This window comes from Pontibacter populi, assembly GCF_019336435.1.
Taxonomy (GTDB): Bacteria; Bacteroidota; Bacteroidia; order Cytophagales; family Hymenobacteraceae; genus Pontibacter; species Pontibacter humidus.
The window spans coordinates 305,111-328,700 of sequence record NZ_JAHWXQ010000004.1 but is presented as its reverse complement, the minus strand read 5'-3'; the positions used below and the strand labels follow the sequence as shown (position 1 = coordinate 328,700).

Genomic DNA, 23,590 nt, shown 5'->3' with positions numbered 1-23,590 from the left:
TTATGCTTCAACGGGAATCTTATCCAGTATGTAATTCGAGAAAGCCAGCAAAGCTGCCTCATCGAATGAGCGGGTCATTAATTGCAACCCGATGGAAAGGCCGTTGGTGTCGCGGCTAACCGGAATTGATATTGCCGGAACACCAGCCAAAGAAGCTTGCACTGTAAAAATATCAGCCAGATACATTGCTAACGGATTAGCTGTATTCTCCCCGATTTTAAAGGCTGTAGTCGGAGCTGTAGGCAATATAAGGAAATCATATTTCTGAAGCAACTCGTCGGTCTTCTCCTTTATCAGCCTTCTAACTTTCTGAGCCTTTGTGTAATAAGCATCATAATAATCGGCGCTCAGCACAAAGGTGCCCAGCATAATACGGCGCTGTACTTCTTTGCCAAACCCTTCGGATCTGGTTTTTTTGTACAACGAGGTAAGGTCAGAAATATTGGGGCTGCGGTAACCATATTTTACACCATCGTAGCGGCCCAGATTCGAGCTGGCTTCGGCGGTAGTTAAAATGTAGTAAGTTGGCACCATGTAGTCCAGGTATGGGAATTCCACGGCTTCCACTTCATGGCCCTCTGTTACAAGAAGGTCTTTTACGCCAAGTATGGCATCTTTTACTTCCGCATCCAGGCCTTCGCTCTCGAAGCAGTCGCGGATGTAACCGATCTTGTACTTTTTATCAGACTGCAGCAAAGTGCTATAGTTTGGAACCGGCTGATGGCTGGCAGTGCTGTCGTACTCATCCGGTCCGGCCATTACTTCCAGCAATAAAGCAGCATCTTCCACGCTTTTGGTAAACAGACCAATCTGGTCGAAAGAAGAAGCATAGGCAATAAGGCCGTAGCGGGAAATACGGGAATACGTAGGCTTTAAACCAACCACGCCGCAGAACGAAGCAGGCTGGCGCACAGACCCACCGGTATCAGAACCGATAGCAGCAAGGCACATATCAGCCTGTACCGAAACAGAGGAACCGCCTGAAGAACCACCCGGAACCCGGGTAGTATCATCGGCGTTTAGTACAGGTCCGAAAGATGAATTCTCGTTTGAGGCTCCCATGGCAAACTCATCGCAGTTCTGACGGCCTATAATAATAGCATCCTCGGCTATGAGGCGCTCTAAGGCAGTAGCAGTATACAATGATTTAAACCCGTTCAGAATCTGGCTCGAAGCCTGCAAACTATGGCCCTGGTAAGCAATTACGTCTTTCACGCCAATTACCATACCCGCCAGTTTGCCGGCAGTACCGTTGGCCAGTTTCTGGTCAACTATAGCTGCCTGCGCAAGGGCTTCTTCGTCAAAAACTTCTAAAAAGGCATTAAGCGACGCTTTCTCCTTAATGTTGTGAAGGTAATGCGTAACTAATTGTTTGCACGTAACCTGCCCGCTGGCAATATCCGTGCGTATGTCGCGTAGGGAGTTGTATGGTCTCAAACTTTCTTAGGTTTGTTATCGTCCTCTATGGAACGTTCCAGCTCGTGTTTGATTTCGTTGGTAGCATCTTTAAATTCACGAATGCCACGACCAAGGCCGCGGGCCATACTCGGAATTTTATCAGCTCCAAACAGTAGTAAGATAGCCATCATAATGACCATCATCTCTCCTCCCCCCAGGTCTCCCAGGAAGAGTAGAATGGTTGCTAAGTTCATAACTTAACGGTTAAATAAAATTACTTCTGTGCTGGCTCGTCTTTTATAGAACCTTCCACATCATTTTTGATCTCTTTCGTTGCATCCTTAAACTCACGGATACCCTTCCCAAGGCCACGCGCTAATTCAGGAATACGCTTTGCGCCGAAGAATAAAAGGATGGCAAGCATGATCAGGACGATTTCAGTGCCGCCCAGACTTCCTAAAAAGCAGAAAACAGTTGTAATACTCATAGTATTATGATTTAAAGGTAAATTCTCACAAAATTAAAGTTTATATTTTAAATAAACTCACAACGAAGCAGATTAGTTTATTATGTCTCGTCTTTGTCCCGCTAATCAGCTTTTTATGGTTTCGGGCAGGAAGAAAAAAATATTTTTAAATTTTTTTTCAGCAACGTTATTAGCCTATTATCAGCATGTTAATGAAATGTTTTTCCCAATCTGGTAAAATATTTTCCGTATTTGGGAATCTTTATATTTGGCTATTCGTATATTTCTATTGCTATTCAGCTAGTTAGCCTGTTTTAACATTTCTGGCATCGGAATTGAAATGTAAATTAACGTATAGAGGCACTTACTCCATGCAACCGTGAGAATCGCTCCGGTTTTACTTCATGCGTCTCACTTTCAGGTATTTTCGAAGAGGGGAATGGCAGGCAGATTTGCAGAAGTATTGGGTAAGTTGTATCTTCGTATGGTATTTCTGGCAGTTTTAAGATTTATCTTATCTCGGCTTAGATATATAAAATTAAGTTTGTTTTCATAGCTTGGAAAGGCACCCTGCACTGTAGGGTGTTTTTTTATTTTAGGGCAATCCTGTTTCTAACGATAGCTATAAAACAAAAGCCCCAACTATAAACTATAGTTGGGGCTTTTGTTTTTAAAGGTGCCCTTTACTTCGGGCTGATCCAGGATTGCGGGTTAAGCGTCTCGCTGTTTTTCCAAACCTGGAACTGCAGCTCCGAGGTGCCATCCGAATCGGTGTAAACAGTTCCGATGCTTTGTTTCAGCTTTACGGTCTCGCCGGTTTGCACACTCACGGTTTTTAGCTTGGCATACACAGTAAAGTACTCCCCATGCTGTACCATCACAATGTTGTTCATGCCGGGTACGCTGGCTACCGTAACTACTTTGCCTTCAAAAATTGCCCGCGCTGTTGCTCCCTGCGATGTCTGGATATCGATACCGCGATTTTCGACTACCACGCCTTTAAGTACCGGGTGATTATGACGGCCAAATCTTTCCGAAATAAAACCACGCTCTACCGGCCAGGCCAGTCTGCCTTTGTTACCTGCAAAAGAAGATGAAATGAGCGCTGTTTCCGGGGTAAGTGTTACCTTGTTGCTGCCACTTGTTTTGTTGCCTGCTGCCCGCGCGGCTCTGGCTGCCCGGGCAATTTCTTCGCGCACAATATCAGCGATCAGGTTATCCAGTTTTTTAACAGCCTGCTGGCGTTGCGCTACCTCGCGCTGCAGGTTTTGTTCCTGCTTGCCCAGGCGGCTTATTACGCTGTCCTGTTGCGATTTAAGGTTCTGCAGGTTCTTGGTTTCGGTGAGCTGTATGGTGAGCAGGTTTTTCTTCTCACGTTTCTTTTGCTCCAGTATGGTTAATTGTCCTGTTAAAACAGCCTGTACTTTATTTATCTGTTCTACCTGCTTCTGCCGCGCTTCAGAGTACTGGTTTAAATAGCGCATGCGCATCACCAACTGGTTAAAGTTATCTGAAGCAAACAGGAACATCAGTTTGTTATAGTTGCTCGATGATTTGGATGCCGCATAGATCATATCGGCATATTCAGCTTTCAGTTTTTCGAGGTCAGCCTGCAGTGAGCCAACTATACCTTCGGTTTCCTGAACATCAGACTCTATATAATTTATTTCGCGGGAGATGTTGGTGATAACCCCTTTTTGTACAGTTATCTTTTCTTTGATAGCGTTCAGCTGCCCAATGCTGGCTTCCTTCTGTGCTTTGGTTTGCTTCAGAATTCTGTTTGCTTCTTTAATACGGTTGAGGTTCTCCTTCTTTTCCCGCTCCAGTTGTGCCTTTGATTTTTGTTTCTGCGCATCGGCAGCAAAAGGCGTAGCAACTATAAGCAAGAGAAGGATTAATTTGTAAAGGGCCTTCATGAACTATAGGATTCTCTGAATTTACAAATATGGTAAAACTATGGGGCAAGTACCAACTGCCCCGGCAATTTATTAACCTATAGTTTTTTGTAGTCTGCAGGAACCGATAAAGGGAAGTCCAGAATATCGTTGGTGGTGGTTACTTTGCTGTGGTTTAATGTAAAAGTTGCCGGCTTCCCCGACTTCATGGCTTCAGCTACCAGTTCGTGTGCAAAAGCGACCTGCCCCACCTGCTTAAAGTTGTTATATTGTACGGTTATGGTGTTATCGGTCTGCTGATCTTTCACGTTCAGTTGCTGCAGTTTCTGGCTCTCGCGGCCTATAAAATAATCGAAGAGCAGGTTGGTGCGTAGTTGCTGTATGTGTTGCAGTTGCTCGGCTTCCATAATTTTTTCCTGGCCCAGTGGCTGGTAATTGCCTAAAAGTATGGCCTGCAGCACATCATAGTTCATGTCTATTTTAAACTTCTCGCTCAGGTAACTATAGTCTGTAGCCAGGTATTCGCGGTGCAGGCGGTTGATCATGAAAACAGAATCCTGGGTTACTTTTAAGCGGGCCGCCTCTATGCCTAAGCCAGGTTGCACCGACATCCAGATAACGCTGTCTTTCTTTATGCGAAGGGAATAAGCGGAGGATACAGATTCTCCGGCTTCGTCAAGTTTAAGCTGCCCTTTGGCTGTCAGGTAATTAAATTCGATGTTCTGTACAGATACCCGGCCAACCGTTTCAGTAACAGTTTCGGCGGCGGCAGGCACAACTTCTTTTTTGCAACCGGCCAGTATCAACATACTAACCAGTCCATACAGAAGGATCTTATTCATAAAGCTTTTTGTCTTTTATCTTTTTATCGATGAAGGCGGAGGCTTCGCCTTTTATTTTGGCGCGCTGCCACTGCGATAAGGCTTCTTCTTTTTTGCCAAGCTTAAACAATACATCGCCGTAATGCTCCACTATAGTTGCATCATCTGATATGGCAATGGCTTGTTCCAGGTATTTTAATGCTTCTTTGTAGTCTCCGGCTTTGTACAGCACCCAGGCATAAGTATCCAGGTAGGTCGGGTTGTTCGGGAATTGCTGTACCAGGCGCGAGGCCATTTCTTTTGCTTTTGGCAGGTTTTCGTTTCTCAGCGATAAAAAGTAACTATAGTTGTTCAGTACGTGCTCGTTGTTGGCATCATACTCCAGCACCGCCTCATACGATTCGTCTGATTTCTTATAGTTTTTCAGCGAGTTATACCCATCGCCCAGCTGCATGTTAAACTGTGCCACCAGTTCTGGTTCGGCAAGAGACAGTTTTTTGCCATGCTCCAACGCTTTTACAGCTTTGTCATAGCTCTTTTCTATCAGGTGGCCCGTACCGTTGTAAAACCAGAAAATGGCCTGGTTCGGGAAAAGCTCCAGGGCTTCATTAGAGTGTTCTACCAGCGCCGCCGATTCATTCAGTTCCGCATCCAGCAACACAATTTGCTGCCATATCTTGAAATGAGAATCGTCGAGCTTAACGGCTTTAATGTAGTTGTTGCGGGCTTCAGCTTTTTTGCCAACTATAGTTTGCAGGTCGCCGGCAACAGCATAAGCTTTCGCTTCTTCAGGGTGGCTTTGTATCGTCAGATCAACCAACTCCAGCGATACGTCTTCAATTTCACGGTTTGGTAGCTGGCGGATCAGGTCAACCAGAATACGGACTTTGGTGTCAATATCGAGTTCGGGGCTGGCAAAGGCTTTTTTAACTTCTTTTTCAGATTGCTCACGGTCTCCCTTCTGGCGGTGCAGATCTGAGAGCATCAGGTGCGCGTAGGGGTTATTGGGCTCCATGCGCAAAGCCTTCTGCAGGGTAACTATAGCCTTATCGGTTTGCTGGTTGGCATTGTATAGTTCGGCCTGCGCTAAAAAGTACCGCACATCACTTGGACTGTTTGCCAACAGCTTTTCACCTTCTTCTATAGCTTTGGGTACATTTTTCTGGCGAAGGTAGATCTGCTGACGGTTTACGCTGAGCTGTTCCATCGGGCCGAACTGTTTCTCTATGCGCTCATAGGTCTTTAACGCATCGCTGTATTTAGCCTGCGATAAATAAAGGTCAGCTAACTGGAAGAGATATTGGTCTGAGTTCGGAACGTTGCGCATCAGGTCATTGTAGGCCTGGGCAGCTTCGGTAAATTGTTTCTGCTCGGTGTATAGCTGGGCAAGCAGGACGTAATAATAGGCGTTTTTAGGCTCCTTAGCTATAGCGGCCTGCGCGAAAGGCGTAGCTGCTTTAGGGTTTTTGAGCACCATGTAAGTTTCAGCCAGCTTATAGTTAATAGCCGCATTATTGGGCGTTAAAGTATAGGCTTTCTGAAAAAGCTGGAGGGCTTTGTTATAGTCCTCCAGCATAAAAAATTTCACCCCATCCAGAAATAACATCTCGCTTATCTGCTGCTCCTGCTCAGAAGGGGCCACCGGGGCCGGAACTTCTGCGGCAGTTGCCTTCTGTGCTTTGCCTCTTTTTTTGCCCATCTGGGCATTGGCAGCACCGGTCGCCATAAAAGCGAAGCAGCACGTAGCCAGAACGAAATTTCTGAACTGTATCATGATAATTCTATTCTAAAAGCGTATTGTAGTCGCCAAGGCTCAGGTCCGACTGGCTTCTTTCGTAGGAAACAAAATTGCCTAGCATTGAGTTTGTTATGTTTCCGTTTTTGATCGAAGTATTCTCCTGTACGATAGAGTTGCTTACGATAGAATTAGTTAAACTGCTGTTGTTGCCGATAGATGCATGCGGTCCCACTACAGAATTTTCTATCACTACGTTCTCCCCAATATATACCGGCGGAATAACCACAGCGTTAACCAGTTTAGCTGAAGAAGCTACCAGGCCCTGCTCATTCTTTATATACTCTAAATAGCGCTGATTAGTATAAACAGTTGCGTTTTTATTTCCGCAATCCAACCATTCAGAAATCACCGCTGGCACAAACTTAGTGCCTTTGTTCTTCATGTTTTCCAGGGCGTTGGTTAGCTGGTACTCGCCTTTGTCCATGATGTTGTTATCCAGCAAATACTGCAGTTCGCTACGCAGGTAAGCACCGTCTCTAAAGTAATAGATGCCGATAATGGCCATATCCGAAACAAACTCCTGCGGCTTTTCTACGAAATCAGTGATCTGGCCATCCTGGTTTAGCTTTACCACCCCAAACGGACGGGGGTCTTCTACGCGCTGTACCCAGATGGTGCCATCTGCATTTGTATCCAGCTTAAAATCTGCTTTAAACAGCGTGTCAGCAAAGGCAACCACTACTTTCCCATCCAGGGAATCTTTCGCACACATAATGGCGTGGGCTGTTCCGAGGGCTTCTTCCTGGTAAACTATAGTTCCTTTAGCGCCAATTTTGGTCGCGATCTCTTTCAGGTCGTTTTCAACAGCCTCACCAAAATGACCGATAATAAAAGCTACTTCCTCGATAGGCTCGTGGCAAACTTTGGCGATATCTTCAACAAGACGCTGAACGATTGGTTTGCCTGCAATTGGTATAAGTGGTTTAGGTACAGTAAGCGTATGTGGGCGCATGCGTTTGCCCATGCCTGCCATCGGTATAATTATCCTCATAGCTATGTTATAGTTTGATTAAAATATAAGTTATAGATAGTGCCACCGCTTTGTGCAGCAGCTTTTTAATTGCTGGTTTATAGTTTGGTCTTACGGCTAACTATAAATCCGTATTTACTTGGTTCCTGTGCTGCCGTAGCCGCCGGCACCGCGCTCGGTGTCAGATAAGGCTTCGGTTTCCTGCCATGCTACGCGCTCATATTTAGCTACGATCATCTGGGCTACACGCTCGCCATCTTCCACCACAAAATCCTGGTCCGAGAGATTTACGAGCAATACTTTTATTTCACCACGGTAATCCGCATCTATAGTTCCCGGAGAATTAACGATAGAAATGCCGTGTTTGTATGCCAGCCCGCTACGTGGGCGAATCTGGGCTTCGTGGCCTTCCGGTAATTCTATAAACAAGCCGGTTGGAATAAGGGCGCGCTGCAGCGGCTTTAACGTAACTGGTGCTTCCAGGTTGGCGCGTAGGTCCATGCCAGCCGAATGTTCGGTCTGGTAATGTGGCAACGCATGCTTCGATTGATTAATGACGTTAACCGCCAGGTTCTTGTTGTTCATCTTTTGTAAAGATTTATAGTTTAAGCAGGCGACGACGCTCGAATAGCCATACAATAGCTAAAAAAACAATACATATAGCTAAATGAAAGGCGTGTCGTGCCCACCAGTTCTCGATATCAATAACTATAGTTACCCAGACAAAGGCAGCAGCCAGTAGAATGTAACCGGCCATTGTTTTAACAGGGTAGGGAATAGGGTAGTGGCGGTTGCCCAGCAGGTAACTGGCCAGCGCCATGCTAAAGTAACAAATCAGCGTTGCAATAGCCGATCCCATATAACCCAACACGGGTATCAGCAAAAGGTTGCCAACTATAGTTAAAGCCGCGCCACCAAAGCTGATGTAAGTGCCATACTTAGTTTTATCAGTAAGCTTAAACCACACCGATAGGTTATAGTATACACCCAGGAACAGGTTTGCCAATAGCAGAACAGGGACCACCATCAATCCTTCACGGTACTCAGGTCTGCGTAGGAAAATGTAGCCAAAGTCGTCGCGGAAAACAGATATGAACAGGAAAATAAAAGCACACGCAATCACAAACCATTTCATGATGAGCGCAAAGGTCTGTGGCGAGTTTTTGTCTTCGGCCTGCGAGAAGAAGAACGGTTCGGCAGCGTACCGGAAGGCCTGTATCACGAGCGTCATAAAAATAGAGAGCTTGTAACAGGCACTGTAGATACCAACTATAGCCTCGTTACTGTGGGTAGGGTAAAAGCCCTCGGGTAACCAATCCTCCAGCAGAATACGGTCAATCATTTCATTCACCATGCCCGCCATTCCCATCAGCATTAAAGGGTAGGCATATACCAGCATCGGGCGCAATATGTCTGCGTTCAGTTCGAATCTGAATATGCGCAACTCTTTCCAGAGCATCGGGATCAGCAACGCGTTAGCAACCAGGTTAATGATAAAGATGTACCCGATACCGAAATCAGGATCATAAACAGTAGTTATAAAAGGGCGCAGGCCCTGCAGAAATGTTCCGTTATAGATCTCGCGGCAAAACCACAGGAAAAACAGGTTTGCAACGATGGTAATGACAATGTTTGCCATTTTAACAGAGGCAAACTTAACAGCTTTGTTCTGTAGCCGGAGCCAGGCAAATGGTACGGCAACTATAGCATCGATGGCAAGAATAACTGCCAGCCAGATAATATAGTTCTGTTCCTGGGCAGAGTAATCCTTATAGTCGGCAATAGTACCGGAGAGCAGCATGATAATACCTGTAAGTATTACGCTTGTGCTCAGGATAATGCTTAGTACCTGGTTGTATAGTTTGTGCTGGTCGGCGCCGAGCTTGTTGGCAAACCTGAAAAAAGCCGTTTCCATACCATAGGTATAGAGCACGTTAAAAAAGCCAACAAATGCATACAGGTACGACATTACACCGAATTCCGGAGGCAGGAATGCATCGGTGTAAATAGGTACAAGCATATAGTTGAGCATGCGGCCAACTATACTACTTAAACCATAGGCAGCCGTTTGCCCGACCAATTTCTTGGCTATACTCATGTTATGTTATTAGGTCGGGGTAATAGACTATAGGCCTTTAAAGGCTGGCTTGCGTTTTTCAAGAAAGGCGTTGGTACCTTCAATAAAGTCTTCGGATGCGCAGCAACGGGCAAAAGAGTTTGCCTCCGTCTGGAAACCGTTCTCTTCTTTATCAAAAACGGCATTTATGCACTCTATTACCAGCCCGATAGCCAGTGGTGCTTTGCCCATTATTTTCTGAAGGATAGCTTCGCAGGTTGTAAAAAGTTCTTCCGGAGCTACTACGTGGTTTACAAGGCCAAGGGCTTTTGCTTCATCGGCCGTGATCATATCGCCGGTCATCATCATTTCCATAGCTTTGCCTCTACCAATTAAAAGCGGCAAACGCTGTGTTCCGCCATAGCCTGGTATCAAACCTAAATTAACTTCCGGCTGGCCGAATTTTGCACTGGTTGTAGCTACGCGCATATGGCAGGCCATAGCCAGTTCGCAACCGCCGCCCAGCGCAAAGCCGTTTACAGCAGCAATTACAGGCTTGTTGCACTGTTCTATCATGCTGAAAATCTCCTGGCCACGCTCAGCAAAGTTGCGGGCATTTACCTCGCTCAGTTCTGCAATTTCGGCTATGTCGGCACCAGCTACAAAGGCTTTGGCACCTGCACCTGTTATGATCACACCTCTTATAGCTGCATCATCATAAACTTGCTGCATGGCTGCTTTAATTTCCCGGACAGTGTCTATATTCAGCGCATTCATCTTATCAGCCCTGTTTATAGTTATGGTCAGGATGCCTTCCTGTAAGTTCAGCAGCAGGTTTTCGTACGTATCCATAGATATTTTCAGCTCTTTTTGAATTTCCTTGTTTAAACCACAAATATAGTGATTTGATTTAATTTAACGGACTTGCAACCGCCAAGTATACGGCACAGCTATAAGCAGGTCTGGATACGGAGCAAAAAGCATTTTTATATTATATTTGAGCTTTTCGATCTTTATTAAAACGGGAATGGGGTTTCTTGCTGAGTTTAAAAAGTTTGCAGTTAAAGGAAATGTGATAGACCTTGCTGTGGGTGTGGTAATAGGTGCAGCCTTTGGCGGTATCACAAAATCGTTGGTTGATGACGTGATCATGCCCCCGCTGGGGTTGCTTATCAGCCATGTTGATTTCAGTGCGCTTAAGCTGGTTTTAAAGGATGCAGTTATTGAGAACGGAAAAGAAATTGCCCCGGCAGTAGCCATTAACTATGGGTTGTTCCTGCAGGCGGTGGTAAACTTTTTGATAATTGCGTTCGCCATTTTTTTATTGGTACGTACTATTATCCGCCTCCGCGAAAAAGAGGCCGCAGCTCCCGCTCCGCCTGCTAACAAAGAAGAAGTGTTGCTTACCGAAATACGCGATATCCTTAAAAAGCAGTCTGATGTTTAAAGCGGCTGTGTGTTGTTTCACCCTAACCTATAATCATGCATAAAACTTTACTTTTAAGTATTGTCAGTCTCTTTATTTTCTTTTCATTCAGTAAAACAGCTTTTGCCCAGGAAACCTTAACCGACTCTGCTGCCACCGCACAGCAGGACTGGGATTTTGGCGGAACCGGAACTATAAACTTCAGCCAGGTAAGCCTTACCAACTGGGCAGCCGGCGGACAGAGCTCCGTTTCAGTGTTAGGTATCACCAACCTGTTCGGTAACTATAAAAAAGGCAAAAATACCTGGAACAATACCCTGGATGTAACCTACGGTACCGTAAAACTGGAAAATCAGCGTGTGCGCAAAAGCGATGACAAGCTAGAGCTAAACCTGAAATATGGCCGTGCTGCCTCTACAGACTGGTTTTACACAGTGCAGCTGAACTTCAGGAGCCAGTTAACGCCAACCTACACCAACTCCCGCGATACGTTGCTGTCTAATTTCCTGTCGCCGGCATTTGTGCTTGCCTCTCTGGGTATGGACTATAAGCCAAACGACAAATTATCCATTTTCATTTCGCCTATAACCGGTAAGTTCACAATTGTAAAAGACCAGGAATTAGCTGACCAGGGTGCTTTTGGCGTTGAGCGAGCCGCCACCGATGTGCTTGGTAATCCTATAGTTGGTACCGGCGAAAACTTCAGGAAAGAATTCGGGGGATTTGTGAATGTGCGTTACAAAAATGAGATCCTGCAGAATGTGATCTTCCAATCTAAGATCGACCTTTTCTCCAATTACCTGCACAACCCTACAAACCTTGATATTAACTGGGAGAACCTGCTTGACTTTAAAGTGAACAGCTTTTTATCGGCCAGCCTTTTTGTGCACATGGTTTACGACGACGACATTCTTATTAACATAGATGATAATGACGATGGGGTAACAGATGCGCGTGGGCCGCGTGTTCAGTTAAAGCAAAGCCTGGGCATTGGCCTCACATATAAATTCGACTGATCGAACTTTTGTGCATTTTTTTGCTGTTCCTAAATAAAAAATATATAACTTTTAGATTCGTCACCGTTATATCCTTACTACTAAAACGCTAACAGCATGAAAAAACTACTCCTTTCGATATTTTGCCTTAGCTTTTTATTTGTACTTTCAGAGGCATCTGCACAATCTTCTCCTAACACAATGGGGTCGAGCTCTAAAGATGAATTCTGGGGAACAAATAAAACGCAGTCTAAAGGTGCATCTACAGATGAAGTAGGACAGCGGGCTGCTGGTCTGGATAAACGCTATAACTCTTATGAAGACAGAGGCAGAAAATCGAACTTTGATAAGAAGCGCATCAAGAACAGCAAAAAGATGAAAGCTATATTAAAGGAAGAAAAGAAAATGCACAAAAAGCACCGCCGCGATAAGCGCATGCTTGCCCGCAACAGACGATAATTTTTTTTATAGCAACCATAAAAAGAGAAAGCCCCTGGTATACCACGGGCTTTCTCTTTTTATGCTTAAAGCTGTACTTATAGGGTACGCTTCACTTCTTTCTCAGTGTAAGCTTCTATAATATCACCTTCCTGTATGTCATTATAGTTCTTCAGGCTGATACCGCACTCAAAGCCTTGTCTCACTTCCGATACATCGTCTTTGAAACGCTTCAGCGCCAGAATCTCACCATCCAGTACTACTATACCATCACGTACTAAACGTACTTTGTTGTTACGCTGTATAGTACCATCTGTAACCATACAACCCGCAATAGTACCCACCTTCGTGATTTTGAACACGTCACGCACTTCTGCGTTACCTGTGATCTCTTCTTTCAGGGTAGGAGCAAGCATACCTTCCATGGCATCCTTCACTTCGTTTATCGCATCGTAGATGATAGAGTACAGACGTACGTCGATCTGTTCCTGCTCTGCCAGTTTACGCGCGTTCTGCGACGGACGAACCTGGAAACCAATAATGATCGCATCAGATGCAGAGGCCAGCAACACATCAGACTCAGAAATGGCACCCACCCCTTTGTTGATAATGCTTACCTGAACCTCAGGCGTAGATAATTTCAGTAAGGAGTCAGAAAGTGCTTCAACCGAACCATCCACGTCACCTTTCACAATTACGTTAAGCTCTTTGAAGGTACCGATCGCCAGACGACGTCCGATCTCATCCAGTGTAATGTGTTTACGGGTACGTAAGCTTTGCTCACGCTGTACCTGCGAACGGTTCGATGCAATTTCACGTGCCTCACGCTCAGATTCCATTACCAGGAACTTATCACCGGCCTGCGGAGCTCCATCAAGACCCAGTAACTGTACCGGGGTAGACGGGCCTGCTTCTTTCATTTTACGACCACGGTGGTCGGTCATTGCTTTTACTCTACCGTAGTGCGAACCTGCCAATACAATATCACCCACTTTTAAGGTACCTGTCTGTACAAGCATAGTTGCTACATAACCACGGCCTTTATCCAGAGCAGCTTCAATTACTGTACCTACTGCGTTTCTGTTCTTGTTGGCTTTCAGTTCAAGTAATTCTGCTTCCAGCAATACCTTTTCCAGCAGGTCGTTTATACCCTGACCGGTTTTGGCAGATACTTCCTGAGACTGGTATTTACCGCCCCATTCTTCTACCAGTATGTTCAGCTGCGCTAATTCCTCACGAACTTTGTCAGGGTTGGCGGCTGGTTTATCTATTTTGTTAAGTGCAATGATGATCGGTACACCGGCAGCCTGTGCGTGGTTGATCGCTTCTTTTGTCTGAGGCATCACCGAGTCATCGGCAGCTACTACAATAATAACAACGTCAGTTACTTTGGCACCACGTGCACGCATCGCTGTAAAGGCTTCGTGACCAGGTGTATCCAGGAATGTAACTGTACGGCCACTTTCCGTTTTAACCTTGTAGGCACCAATGTGCTGGGTAATACCACCGGCTTCACCAGAGGTAACGTTTGCATCACGGATGTAGTCAAGCAGGGATGTTTTACCGTGGTCAACGTGACCCATGATCGTAACGATCGGAGCGCGTTCTTCCAGGTCTTCTACAGCATCTTCTTCCAGTTGCTCCAGTGCCTGCTCGTCTTCACTTGTAATGAAGTCAATTGAATAGCCGAACTCATCAGCAATAATGGTGATTGCTTCAGCATCCAGTCGCTGGTTAATAGAAACGAACATACCAAGCTGCATACACACTTTGATAACGTCGTTCACGCTCACGTTCATCAGTGAGGCAAGGTCGTTTGCAGATACGAATTCAGTTACGCGCAGTGTCTTAGACTCTGCCGCTTCCATCATTCTGCGTTCTTCCGTAGCATCAGCTATAGCCGAACGTTTCTCACGACGATACTTGGCACGGTTACCACCGCCACTCTTACCACCACTAAGTTTGGCAAGTGTCGCTTTGATCTGCTCCTGGATTTCCTTATCCGTAACTTCAGCCTTTTCAGGACGTGGAGTAAACGGAGTACGCGGTTGGTTTCTGCCACCACCACCTCCAGGTCGTGGTCCGCCGTGATGCGGTGCGCCACCTCCGTGAGGTCGGTTGCCACCTGCCGGCGTAACAGGACGTTGGTTCTGGTTCTGGATGCTCTGCTGTTGGTTTGGCTGTTGGCCACCACCTTCAGTAGGTACTATAATGCGCTTGCGCTTTTTCTTTTTGCCGCCCTTCCTATCATCGGAAGAGGCTACAGGTTTAGTCCCTTTTCTGCGTGAGCTGTCTGGTAATTCGATCTTGCCCAGTACAGTAAGGCCTTTTAACTGATCGGCTTTTGCTGTAATTGTTTCTATTGGTCCTTGTTCTTGTTCCGAAGGTTTTCCGGTTGCAGCTGGCGTTGGCTCAGGTGCTTTGGCTTCTGCTGCAGGCTTCACAGGGGCAGCAGGTGTTGGTGTTGCAGGTGCCGCAGGCTTTTCAGCAACAGGAGGCGCCGGTTGCGCTGGCGCTGGCGTTGCTGGTTTTTCAGCTGCGGGAGCTGGCTTTTCAACTGGTTTTACAGGGGCAACAGGTTTTTCTTCTGGTGCCGGAGCTGCTGGTTTCTCTGCCACTGGCGCAGGGGCCGGGGCTGGTTTCTCAGCAGCTGGTGCTGGGGCAGGAGCTGCCGGTGCCGGTGCTGGCTTTGGAGCCTGCTTTGGTACCGGGTTTCCTTTTGCATCCAGTTCTATCTTGCCTAATACTTTTATACCTGGCAATTTAGGTTCCGGAGCAGGTGCTGGCGCTGGCGCAGCTGGTGCCGGAGCTTCAGGTGCTTTTGGCTCAGCGGTTTCGCCTTTCGGCTGGTGCACCGTCTTAATAAAGATCTCCTGCTCAGGTTCTGCAGTTTTCTTTACTTCATGATGGTGGCCTTCCGATTCTACAACCTGGTTTGATTGTGGTTTCTTGCCTATATTCAGTTCTTCCGCCTCTATTTTATCTTTCATAGAGGATGCGAACTCTTTAGCCAGCATACTGAACTGCTCTGCCGTGATTTTGGTAGTGGGTCTGTTTTCCACGTCAAAACCTTTAGCAGAGAGGTAGTCCACAATGGTAGATGTACCAATGTTCAAAGTAGTTGCAACCTGTTTAAGCCTCCTTGTTTGTTCTTCTGCCATTTTGTTCTAATATGCTGTCTTTATTCTTAATGTAAATTACTAGTTGCCCTTAAGCAGGTAATGCGGTGTGCCCCTTCGGTAATTTCTTTCAAAATTAAGCGAATGGGGCACAACGTACAACTATTGATTGTCTTCTTCTTCCAACTCTTCGCGCAGGATAGCCAGCACGTCGTCGATAGTTTCTTCTTCCAGCTCTGTTCTGCGCAGCAGGTCTTCTTTCGTAACTGCCAGCACACTCTTCGCTGTATCCAGACCGATGCGGCGCAATTCTGCAATTACCCAGTCTTCGATCTCATCTGTAAATTCTTCCAGGCTGATGTCTTCTTCGTACACTTCAGACTCTCTGAATACGTCGATCTCCATATCAACAAGACGGCTGGCAAGCTTAATGTTCTGGCCACCTTTACCGATCGCTAACGATACCTGGTCAGGCTTTAAGAATACAGAAACTCTACCATTCTCGTTGTCTATTTTCATGCTGGTGATCTTAGCCGGGCTAAGCGCACGCTGAATGTATAGTTCCAGGTTATCGGTATAGTTGATTACGTCAATGTTTTCGTTCTCAAGCTCACGCACTATACTATGTATACGCGAACCCTTCATACCTACGCAGGCACCAACCGGGTCAATACGGTCGTCAAAAGATTCTACGGCTACTTTGGCACGCTCGCCCGGCTCACGAACAATTTTTTTGATAGCGATCAGGCCATCGAATATTTCCGGTACTTCGTTCTCAAATAAACGCTCCAGGAATGCAGGAGATGTACGTGAAAGGATGATCTTTGGATTACCGTTCACAATCTCAACACGCTGAACAACAGCACGCACTACATCACCTTTACGGTAACGGTCTTTTGGTATCTGTTCGTTCTTCGGTATCAGCAGTTCGTTCTCTTCCTGATCCAGTAATAACACTTCGCGGTTCCAAACCTGGTAAACTTCACCAGATATAATCTCGCCTACAAGGTCTTTATATTTCTGGAACAGTAACTCCTTCTCCATGTCTTTGATGCGCTGGATCAGCGTCTGGCGGGCTGTAAGTACAGCGCGGCGACCAAAGTCTTCCAGTTGTATCTCTTCCGATACTTCTTCACCAACCTCAAAGTCAGGCTCTATCTTCTGTGCATCCGATAAGGCGATCTTATCATGATCCCAGATGTCCTCAGAGTTGTCGTCCACGATTTCGCGGTTACGCCAGATCTCCAGGTCACCTTTCTCCACGTTCAGGATGATATCAAAGTTCTCGTCGGTGCCCCACTTTTTACGGATCATGGTGCGGAATACGTCCTCCAGGATGCGCATCATGGTCGGGCGGTCTATGTTCTTGAATTTCGCGAATTCAGCGAACGACTCGATCAGGACTGAACTGTTCATTATCTTTTTATTTAAATGATATTACAACATTTGCTTTTACAATGTCCCCGAAAGGTATTTGCACAGGCTCATACGTTGCCTTTTTGCCTTTTTGTTTTATTTCTTCCGTCAGGTTTATTCCTATCTCGGTTACTTCTTCCAGTTTGCCGGTTTTCTCGGTGCCATCCTGCAGCTTCAGTTTCAGGTTACGACCTATATTACGGGTAAACTGTTTCGGCTGTGTCAGCGGGAAATCAACACCCGGCGAACTTACTTCAATCGTATAGCTCAGCTCTTCACCATACTTCTCTTCAATCTTCTTGCTGATGCGGCGGCTAAGCGTAGCACACTGGTCTATCGTAATACCCTGCTCTCCATCGGCCAGCACAGTTACTTTAGGGCGAACCTGTGAATCTGAAACGGTTACATCAACCAGAAACAGGTCGCTATCCGGAAGGCTTGCTTCCGCCATCTCGCGTATAGCTGTTGCGCTTAGTACCATTGTTTACAAGTATAAGAAATAAAGAAGGGGACTTCGTGTCCCCTCATCTCCTGCGAAATAATTTCACAAATTTACAACAAAAACATTATATATACAATACAGTCCGCTAATGGCTGTATTAATTTATAGTTTCCGGCTATGTTATGAAGGTGTAACTATACAAGCAGGTAGTAACCGGGTTGTTGCCGGACAGAGCAGATGTTGAATAAGTAACAGCCGTGATTTTATTATAGTTCTGAGGGGGTTGCTAAAGTTCTGATTTGGTGCCGGGGCTATGGCATTTTCTGGTTCGGCCATAGTATACATCAAACGTTTCTTTGTATGTTTGTTTCGTGTCAGGTACATTCAAAAAAATAAGGCGCCGTTTGTGGCTCATTTTAAACATTCTGGTCGTGTTCTGGGTGTTACTGGGTGTACTATGCCTGCGGGTTCCGCCACACGAGTTCTGGCCGGCTGCTTTTATTGCTTTATCGTTGCCGGGGGCGCTTGTTCTGAATGTGCTTTTCCTGTTTTACTGGCTCATAAAGCGGTCGTGGTTTGTAGTACTGCCGCTGCTGGTAATTATACTTGGCTGGGGATATTATAATCGCCTGGTGGCACTCAACTTTAATACTGAAGTGCCTGAAGGCGCTAAGACACTGCAGGTGCTCAGTTTTAATGTGCACGTTTTTAATGCTTATACTGATAAAGATGGCGTAGAGCGCGAAGCATCGAGCGAGATGATAGACTGGGTGGCCACGCACCCTGCCGATGTGTATTGCCTGCAGGAATTTTATAGTAACCGGGGATCTGATACGTATAATACTGTCAGCCGCATTGGTAACCGCTACGATAAGTTCCGTTATTTTTCAGTGTCGTTTGTAGACCGTAACAAGGCTGATATTGGCATAGTGATCTTTACCCGTTATCCTATAGTTGATAAAGGCGTGATCCGGTTTGGAGAGTCGAACCATAACCGCGCCATCTGGGCAGATATCAATCTGAAAGGAGATACGATCCGCATTTATACGGCCCACCTGCAATCGATGAGTATAAAGTCGCAGGACATAGAAAATACGTATTCAGCCATCGGCGACGAAGCAAGCTTTAAGAAAGAAGGCCGTAACCTGGCGCGTCGTTTGAAGAAAGGATTTATAGCCCGCGGACACCAGGTAGAAAAACTGCTGGAGCATATCAAAGAGTCGCCGCACCCGGTTATAGTTTGTGGAGACCTTAACGATATACCATCGAGTTACACTTATAACCAGTTAGCCCGAAATTTGCAGAACGCTTTTGTGGAAGCAGGGAACGGAGTAGGGGCCACGTATAATGGCCCATTGCCTTTTTTACGCATCGATAACCAGTTTTACAGCGAAGGGCTACGGGCCTACGACTTTACAACACACTACGAGATGGGCTTATCTGATCACTTCCCTATTTCGGCCAAATATGTGCTGGAAGAGGAGTAGCGTTAGGACTTGGAAGGCATTCTTTTTAATTTTGAACTATAAATAAGTGGCCAAAACAGGCTGATCAAACTATAAAGTGCGGTGCCACTGGCGCCTATACTTATACTATGCAACAGAAACTGAATATTTATAATACGCTTACACGCAAGAAGGAAGTATTTGAACCACTGCACGCTCCGTTTGTGGGCATGTACCTGTGCGGACCAACCGTTTACGGCGAGCCACATTTAGGCCACGCCCGTAGCGCAGTTACCTTCGATGTGCTGTACCGCTACCTGAAATACCTGAAATATAAGGTGCGTTTTGTGCGCAACATTACCGACGTTGGCCACCTGCAGAACGATGCCGACGAAGGGGAAGATAAGATCCAGAAAATTGCCAAAGCGCAGCAGATAGAACCCATGGAAGTGGTGCAGCACTATACCAATGTGTACCACCGCGACCTCGAAAAACTGAACACGCTTTCTCCGGATATCGAGCCACGCGCGTCGGGCCACATCATCGAGCAGATAGAGATGATAAAGGAGATTCTGGAAAATGGCTTTGCTTACGAAGTGAATGGCTCGGTATACTTTGATGTGCCGGCTTACAACAAGGACCATAACTATGGCAAGCTGTCGGGTAGAATTATAGAAGACCTGTTGAGCAACACCCGCGAAACAGAGGGGCACGATGAAAAGCGTTCTCCGCTGGATTTTGCGCTCTGGAAAAAAGCTTCGCCGTCGCATATCATGCGCTGGCCTTCGCCGTGGAGCGAAGGCTTCCCGGGATGGCATTTGGAGTGCTCGGCTATGAGCCGGAAATACCTGGGCGGGAACTTTGATATACACGGTGGCGGACTGGACCTTATGTTCCCGCACCACGAATGCGAGATCGCGCAGAACCAGGCCAGCTGCGACCACAGCGACGGTGCCAAGTACTGGGTTCATAACAACATGATCACGGTGAACGGGCAGAAGATGGGCAAATCGCTGGGTAACTTCATAAACCTTAGCGAGCTCTTCAGCGGCAATCACGAGATGCTGGAGCAGGCTTACAGCCCGATGACGATCCGCTTCTTTATTTTGCAGGCGCACTATAGAAGCACCTTAGACTTTAGCAACGAAGCATTACAGGCTGCCCGAAAAGGCTATACCAAGCTGATGAACGGTCTGCGTGTGCTGGATAAGATGCAATATCCGGAAGAAGCGGCAACGCCAGACGAGAAGCTGAACGAAGAACTGCTGAAACTGACCGAAGACTGCTTCCGTGGCCTGGACGATGACATGAACACGGCGCGAACTATAGCTTCGCTCTTTAACCTGCTTAAAAAGATAAACAGCCTGTACTTAGGGCAGCTGCAGATCGGTAGTCTCACACGTGGAACATTTGATACCATAAAAGAAACCTATAGAACCCTGTTGCTGGATATTCTTGGTATGAAAGAAGAACCGCTCGGCGACCAGGAAGAAATGCTGAACCTGGTGCTCACCTTCTACAAAGAAGCGAAGGAGTCTAAGGCGTACGATAAAGTAGATGCTATCCGTGCAGAACTTAAAAAGCAGGGCATTGTAATTAAAGACTTAAAAACCGGTATAGACTGGGCTTATGAAGAATAAATTGAACCTGATAGCTATCCTTTTCTGTGGTGCGCTGGCACTTTATAGTTGCGACTCATCAGAGAAAAGCGCGCAGCAAGAAACAACAGTAGCTGAAACAGAAAACGAACCTGCTGGCGTAAAGGCTCCGGCCTTTAATGCCGATTCCGCTTATAAATTTGTAGCAAAGCAGGTAGCCTTTGGTCCGAGAGTTCCTAACACGCAACCACATAAAGTTACCGGCGACTGGATCATCAGTAAGTTAAAAGGGTATGGTGCGGACGTGAAAGTGCAGGAGTTCCAGATGCGTGCGTACGATGGTACCATGCTGAACCTGCGCAACATCATTGCCTCTTATAACCCGGAAGCCGGAACGCGCATTATGCTGGCCGCTCACTGGGATACACGTCCGTATGCAGATAAGGATACCAACAACCAGAAGAAACCGATCGATGGCGCCAACGATGGCGGAAGCGGGGTAGCGGTACTGTTAGAAATTGCCAGAACTATAAATGGAGCGCAGCAAAAACCTGATGTAGGTGTAGACCTGTTCTTTTTTGACGGCGAAGACTATGGCCAGCCAGATGATAGTGAATTGCCTTATGTAGAAGATTCCTGGTGCTTAGGTTCGCAATACTGGAGCCGCAACAAACATACCCCGAACTATACTGCTAAGTATGGTATTCTGCTGGATATGGTGGGTGCTGAAAATGCACGGTTTGCCCGCGAAGGAACATCCATGCAGTATGCTAAAAATGTAGTTGATAAAGTATGGAAAGCAGGCAACCAGTTGGGCTACTCTGATTATTTTAAATATGTAAATGCCCCTGCTATTACCGATGATCACGCTTACATCAACGCCATCGCTAAGATTCCGATGATCGATATTGTAGAGTATAACATGAGCAGCATAGACGGGGACTTTTTTGGAGATTACCACCACCGTCACTCCGACAGCATGGCTATCATAAGTCCTAAAACACTGAAAGCGGTAGGGCAAACGGTGCTGCACGTGGTGTATAACGAATAGAAGGACCAACATAAACTATAAAGGGACGCTTTACGAGCGTCCCTTTTTTATTGCGCTGTAGGTTTTGGCTTTATCAGGTTGTCTTTGGCGAGTTGGTTTATAGTTATCTCAGCCAATTTTTCGGCAGCCTTGCGCATACTCGACGGGCTATGCGAATGCGACTGGGCAGACCAGACTAAGGCGTCATTATCTACCCCGTACAGGTTTGTTTCAAGGTAATAGATCTTGTCTTCGGTATAATAGCCGGGCTCATACAGGATAGGGTACCAGTGTGTGTAGTATCCCCGGAAGTTACCATACCACGAGAAATAGGTTACCGGGCGGTAACCCACATTGCCAGGTACATAACGCGTTTCTGTTTCCTTGTCAACCAGCGCAACTGTCAGCACCGCATCGTAGTCTTCTCCGCGCATTTTCTCCAGCAACAGGTTTACATCGGGGCCTTTTTCGCCTCCTCTCATGGGTGGGAAGATATCAATGCTCCTGGTCGATTTTATACCACGCTGCTGTAGTTGGGTCTGCATGTCTTTTTCTACTTCCTGCCGGGCAAGTATATTTTCGGTGAGGGCCGCGACTACAATGTTATGATAGGTTTTTCCGGATGCCTCAGGGTTTTTCCAGGAGCCGGTAAGCTGGGTAGAGGAAGCGCAGGCATTAACTATAAAAGCGAGCGCAACTATAGCTAATAAGGGAGGGAGTTTGTGGTGTGCAAAGTTCTTTATTGTTCTCATAGTGGTAAGATAGCTGGTGTACTAATATTAACGGTTATGGGGTTGTTTGGATGTTTATAAGGCAGGGAGGTTGGGCACAGCTATAGTTGAGTGCCGGCTGATAAATATTTTCAAATGCAGGTTTAAATGTTTAAGTTAATGGTGCAAAAACTAACCTGATCTATACTTCAACTTAACCCTGATGAAAAAGAATAACCTGTTGCTCGCAGCACTTGGCCTGTCCGGCTTTCTGCTGGCTGGCAACGCCTTTGCCCAGCAACAACCGCATGTTTTTAAAAATGCCCGCATCCTGCCTATAGCTGGCAAGCCGATCGAAAATGGCGTGCTGGTAGTGCAGCATGGCAAAATAACAGCAGTTGGTGCTGCCAGCGATGTGAAAATACCTAAAGGAGCCACCGAATTTGACATGGCCGGAAAAGTGCTGATGCCGGGCTTAGTCGACACGCACTCACACTTAGGCGAAGGCGCTGGCGGCGACGCTTCAGCTCCGTTGCAGCCCGATGTGCGCATAATAGATGGCATTAACCCGATCAGCGATTCGTTCAAGCGTGCCCTGGCCGGCGGCATAACTACTGTAAACGTAATGCCGGGCTCTGGACACCTGATGAGTGGCCAGACAGTGTACCTTAAAATGCGCGAAGGCAATACCATCAGCGACCTCACTTTTTGTGAGGATGTGACCAACGGCATTTGTGGCGGTATGAAAATGGCTAACGGAACAAACCCGATGCGCCCAGCTCCCTTCCCGGGCACCCGTGCCAAATCGGCAGCTATGGCGAGGCAGCTTTTCCTGGATGCGCAGCAATACCAAAGCAAGATAAAAGCGGCGAAAGGCAAAGCCGATAAAATGCCCGAACGCAAAGCAAATCTCGATCCGCTGGTAGAAATACTGGAGGGTAAGCGTATCGTGCATTTCCATACGCACCGCTACGACGATGTGCTGACCGCCCTCAGGTTACAGAAGGAATTTGGCTTTAAGATGGTACTCCACCACGTGAGCGAAGCCTGGAAAGCGGTTGACGAAATTGCCAAGTCCGGTGTTCCTGCTTCAATCATTACCCTGGACTCTCCGGGTGGTAAATCGGAAGCGGTAGAAGTGCGGAATAGTAACGGAGCTGTTTTAGAAAAAGCCGGTGTACTCACGGCTTTCCATACCGATGATGGCATTACGGATTCGAGGCTGTTTATGCGAAGTGCTGCACAGGGTGTGCGTGCCGGTATGAGCCGCGAGAAAGCCCTGGAAGCCTTAACTATAGCCGGTGCCAAAATGCTGGAACTGGATAACCGCGTTGGCTCTCTGGAAAAAGGAAAGGATGCGGATTTTATAGTTCTGAATGGTGAGCCGTTCAGTGTGTACACAACTATAGAACAAACCTGGGTAGAAGGTAAAAAACGCTTCGATATCAGCAACCCGGAAGACAAGAAGTTTGCGACCGGCGGCTACAACACCTACCAGACCGATGTTCATTATCACACGCATTAATTTCAGACGAAAGATTTTTTTGACAAAAGACATAAGACTCTT

21 protein-coding genes are annotated in these 23,590 nt (G+C 46.6%); 7 read left to right on the top strand and 14 right to left on the bottom strand.

What is annotated here, in order from left to right:
* The 10 genes from gatA to KYK27_RS15220 form a co-directional block, all read right to left on the bottom strand.
* Entirely contained in the window at positions 1-1,437 is a 1,437-nt protein-coding gene (gatA, locus tag KYK27_RS15265) for an Asp-tRNA(Asn)/Glu-tRNA(Gln) amidotransferase subunit GatA (RefSeq protein ID WP_199111065.1), read from the bottom strand.
* Positions 1,434-1,652 (bottom strand): twin-arginine translocase TatA/TatE family subunit, encoded by a 219-nt coding sequence (locus KYK27_RS15260; RefSeq protein WP_199111063.1) that lies wholly within the window; start codon positions 1,650-1,652, stop codon positions 1,434-1,436. The genes gatA and KYK27_RS15260 overlap by 4 nt, the downstream gene beginning before the upstream one ends.
* 20 nt (positions 1,653-1,672) lie before the next feature.
* A complete protein-coding gene (locus KYK27_RS15255) occupies positions 1,673-1,885 on the bottom strand; it encodes a twin-arginine translocase TatA/TatE family subunit (protein ID WP_162428550.1) in 213 nt (70 codons plus the stop codon).
* A 662-nt stretch (positions 1,886-2,547) separates the two neighbouring features.
* Entirely contained in the window at positions 2,548-3,780 is a 1,233-nt protein-coding gene (locus KYK27_RS15250) for a murein hydrolase activator EnvC family protein (protein WP_199111061.1), read from the bottom strand.
* Positions 3,781-3,857: 77 nt separating this feature from the next.
* Entirely contained in the window at positions 3,858-4,601 is a 744-nt protein-coding gene (locus KYK27_RS15245; RefSeq protein ID WP_199111060.1) for a DUF4292 domain-containing protein, read from the bottom strand.
* Positions 4,594-6,354, bottom strand: coding sequence for a tetratricopeptide repeat protein (locus KYK27_RS15240; protein ID WP_233150470.1), 1,761 nt, complete (start codon positions 6,352-6,354; stop codon positions 4,594-4,596). Before KYK27_RS15240 ends, KYK27_RS15245 begins: the two co-directional genes overlap by 8 nt.
* Positions 6,355-6,361: 7 nt before the next feature.
* Entirely contained in the window at positions 6,362-7,369 is a 1,008-nt protein-coding gene (locus tag KYK27_RS15235) for a sugar nucleotidyltransferase (protein WP_199111058.1), read from the bottom strand.
* 114 nt (positions 7,370-7,483) lie between these two features.
* Positions 7,484-7,933 (bottom strand): dUTP diphosphatase, encoded by a 450-nt coding sequence (gene dut, locus KYK27_RS15230; RefSeq protein WP_199111056.1) that lies wholly within the window; start codon positions 7,931-7,933, stop codon positions 7,484-7,486.
* 13 nt (positions 7,934-7,946) lie between these two features.
* Entirely contained in the window at positions 7,947-9,446 is a 1,500-nt protein-coding gene (locus KYK27_RS15225) for a lipopolysaccharide biosynthesis protein (protein WP_199111055.1), read from the bottom strand.
* A gap of 27 nt (positions 9,447-9,473) precedes the next feature.
* On the bottom strand, positions 9,474-10,256 hold the full coding sequence (locus KYK27_RS15220) for an enoyl-CoA hydratase/isomerase family protein (protein WP_199111053.1): 783 nt from the start codon (positions 10,254-10,256) through the stop codon (positions 9,474-9,476).
* A 175-nt stretch (positions 10,257-10,431) separates the two neighbouring features.
* On the opposite strand from KYK27_RS15220, the gene mscL reads away from it, so the two are divergent.
* The 3 genes from mscL (at position 10,432) to KYK27_RS15205 (ending at position 12,284) form a co-directional block, all read left to right on the top strand.
* On the top strand, positions 10,432-10,851 hold the full coding sequence (gene mscL / locus KYK27_RS15215; protein ID WP_199111051.1) for a large-conductance mechanosensitive channel protein MscL: 420 nt from the start codon (positions 10,432-10,434) through the stop codon (positions 10,849-10,851).
* Between the two features lie 35 nt (positions 10,852-10,886).
* On the top strand, positions 10,887-11,846 hold the full coding sequence (locus KYK27_RS15210) for a DUF3078 domain-containing protein (RefSeq protein WP_199111050.1): 960 nt from the start codon (positions 10,887-10,889) through the stop codon (positions 11,844-11,846).
* A 96-nt stretch (positions 11,847-11,942) separates the two neighbouring features.
* Positions 11,943-12,284 (top strand): hypothetical protein, encoded by a 342-nt coding sequence (locus KYK27_RS15205; RefSeq protein ID WP_199111048.1) that lies wholly within the window; start codon positions 11,943-11,945, stop codon positions 12,282-12,284.
* A gap of 77 nt (positions 12,285-12,361) precedes the next feature.
* Here the strand turns inward: KYK27_RS15205 and infB are convergent, their stop codons facing one another.
* The 3 genes from infB to rimP all read right to left on the bottom strand — a co-directional run bounded on the left by infB (position 12,362) and on the right by rimP (position 17,279).
* Positions 12,362-15,424: a translation initiation factor IF-2 gene (gene infB, locus KYK27_RS15200; RefSeq protein WP_199111047.1), complete on the bottom strand. Its 3,063-nt coding sequence runs from the start codon at positions 15,422-15,424 to the stop codon at positions 12,362-12,364.
* 120 nt (positions 15,425-15,544) lie between these two features.
* A complete protein-coding gene (nusA, locus tag KYK27_RS15195; protein WP_199111045.1) occupies positions 15,545-16,798 on the bottom strand; it encodes a transcription termination factor NusA in 1,254 nt (417 codons plus the stop codon).
* Positions 16,799-16,805: 7 nt separating this feature from the next.
* Positions 16,806-17,279 (bottom strand): ribosome maturation factor RimP, encoded by a 474-nt coding sequence (rimP, locus tag KYK27_RS15190; protein WP_233150469.1) that lies wholly within the window; start codon positions 17,277-17,279, stop codon positions 16,806-16,808.
* 365 nt (positions 17,280-17,644) lie between these two features.
* Between rimP and KYK27_RS15185 the strand changes: the two genes are divergently transcribed.
* From KYK27_RS15185 to KYK27_RS15175, 3 genes are all read left to right on the top strand, one after another.
* The gene (locus KYK27_RS15185) at positions 17,645-18,727 is read left to right on the top strand and encodes an endonuclease/exonuclease/phosphatase family protein (protein WP_233150468.1); all 1,083 of its coding nucleotides are present in this window, start codon (positions 17,645-17,647) and stop codon (positions 18,725-18,727) included.
* A 107-nt stretch (positions 18,728-18,834) separates the two neighbouring features.
* Positions 18,835-20,325, top strand: a complete 1,491-nt coding sequence (cysS, locus tag KYK27_RS15180) for a cysteine--tRNA ligase (protein WP_199111041.1) — start codon at positions 18,835-18,837, stop codon at positions 20,323-20,325.
* Complete coding sequence (locus tag KYK27_RS15175; protein ID WP_199111038.1) at positions 20,315-21,334, top strand: M28 family peptidase; 1,020 nt, start codon at positions 20,315-20,317, stop codon at positions 21,332-21,334. Before cysS ends, KYK27_RS15175 begins: the two co-directional genes overlap by 11 nt.
* Positions 21,335-21,381: 47 nt before the next feature.
* Here KYK27_RS15175 and KYK27_RS15170 read toward each other — a convergent pair whose 3' ends face one another.
* Complete coding sequence (locus tag KYK27_RS15170; protein WP_199111037.1) at positions 21,382-22,065, bottom strand: hypothetical protein; 684 nt, start codon at positions 22,063-22,065, stop codon at positions 21,382-21,384.
* Between the two features lie 181 nt (positions 22,066-22,246).
* On the opposite strand from KYK27_RS15170, the gene KYK27_RS15165 reads away from it, so the two are divergent.
* Entirely contained in the window at positions 22,247-23,548 is a 1,302-nt protein-coding gene (locus tag KYK27_RS15165) for an amidohydrolase family protein (protein ID WP_199111035.1), read from the top strand.
* The last annotated feature ends 42 nt before the right edge of the window (positions 23,549-23,590 follow it).

Excerpts from the sequence above, each read along its gene's own strand:
- KYK27_RS15245 (WP_199111060.1), bottom strand. The coding sequence starts at position 4,601 with ATGAATAAGATCCTTCTGTATGGACTGGTTAGTATGTTGATACTGGCC.
- nusA (WP_199111045.1), bottom strand. The coding sequence starts at position 16,798 with ATGAACAGTTCAGTCCTGATCGAGTCGTTCGCTGAATTCGCGAAATTC.
- cysS (WP_199111041.1), top strand. The coding sequence starts at position 18,835 with ATGCAACAGAAACTGAATATTTATAATACGCTTACACGCAAGAAGGAA.
- KYK27_RS15165 (WP_199111035.1), top strand. The coding sequence starts at position 22,247 with ATGAAAAAGAATAACCTGTTGCTCGCAGCACTTGGCCTGTCCGGCTTT.
- mscL (WP_199111051.1), top strand. The coding sequence starts at position 10,432 with ATGGGGTTTCTTGCTGAGTTTAAAAAGTTTGCAGTTAAAGGAAATGTG.
- rimP (WP_233150469.1), bottom strand. The coding sequence starts at position 17,279 with ATGGTACTAAGCGCAACAGCTATACGCGAGATGGCGGAAGCAAGCCTT.
- KYK27_RS15260 (WP_199111063.1), bottom strand. The coding sequence starts at position 1,652 with ATGAACTTAGCAACCATTCTACTCTTCCTGGGAGACCTGGGGGGAGGA.
- dut (WP_199111056.1), bottom strand. The coding sequence starts at position 7,933 with ATGAACAACAAGAACCTGGCGGTTAACGTCATTAATCAATCGAAGCAT.
- KYK27_RS15240 (WP_233150470.1), bottom strand. The coding sequence starts at position 6,354 with ATGATACAGTTCAGAAATTTCGTTCTGGCTACGTGCTGCTTCGCTTTT.
- KYK27_RS15220 (WP_199111053.1), bottom strand. The coding sequence starts at position 10,256 with ATGGATACGTACGAAAACCTGCTGCTGAACTTACAGGAAGGCATCCTG.
- KYK27_RS15225 (WP_199111055.1), bottom strand. The coding sequence starts at position 9,446 with ATGAGTATAGCCAAGAAATTGGTCGGGCAAACGGCTGCCTATGGTTTA.
- KYK27_RS15175 (WP_199111038.1), top strand. The coding sequence starts at position 20,315 with ATGAAGAATAAATTGAACCTGATAGCTATCCTTTTCTGTGGTGCGCTG.
- KYK27_RS15250 (WP_199111061.1), bottom strand. The coding sequence starts at position 3,780 with ATGAAGGCCCTTTACAAATTAATCCTTCTCTTGCTTATAGTTGCTACG.
- KYK27_RS15210 (WP_199111050.1), top strand. The coding sequence starts at position 10,887 with ATGCATAAAACTTTACTTTTAAGTATTGTCAGTCTCTTTATTTTCTTT.
- KYK27_RS15255 (WP_162428550.1), bottom strand. The coding sequence starts at position 1,885 with ATGAGTATTACAACTGTTTTCTGCTTTTTAGGAAGTCTGGGCGGCACT.
- KYK27_RS15170 (WP_199111037.1), bottom strand. The coding sequence starts at position 22,065 with ATGAGAACAATAAAGAACTTTGCACACCACAAACTCCCTCCCTTATTA.
- KYK27_RS15205 (WP_199111048.1), top strand. The coding sequence starts at position 11,943 with ATGAAAAAACTACTCCTTTCGATATTTTGCCTTAGCTTTTTATTTGTA.
- KYK27_RS15235 (WP_199111058.1), bottom strand. The coding sequence starts at position 7,369 with ATGAGGATAATTATACCGATGGCAGGCATGGGCAAACGCATGCGCCCA.
- infB (WP_199111047.1), bottom strand. The coding sequence starts at position 15,424 with ATGGCAGAAGAACAAACAAGGAGGCTTAAACAGGTTGCAACTACTTTG.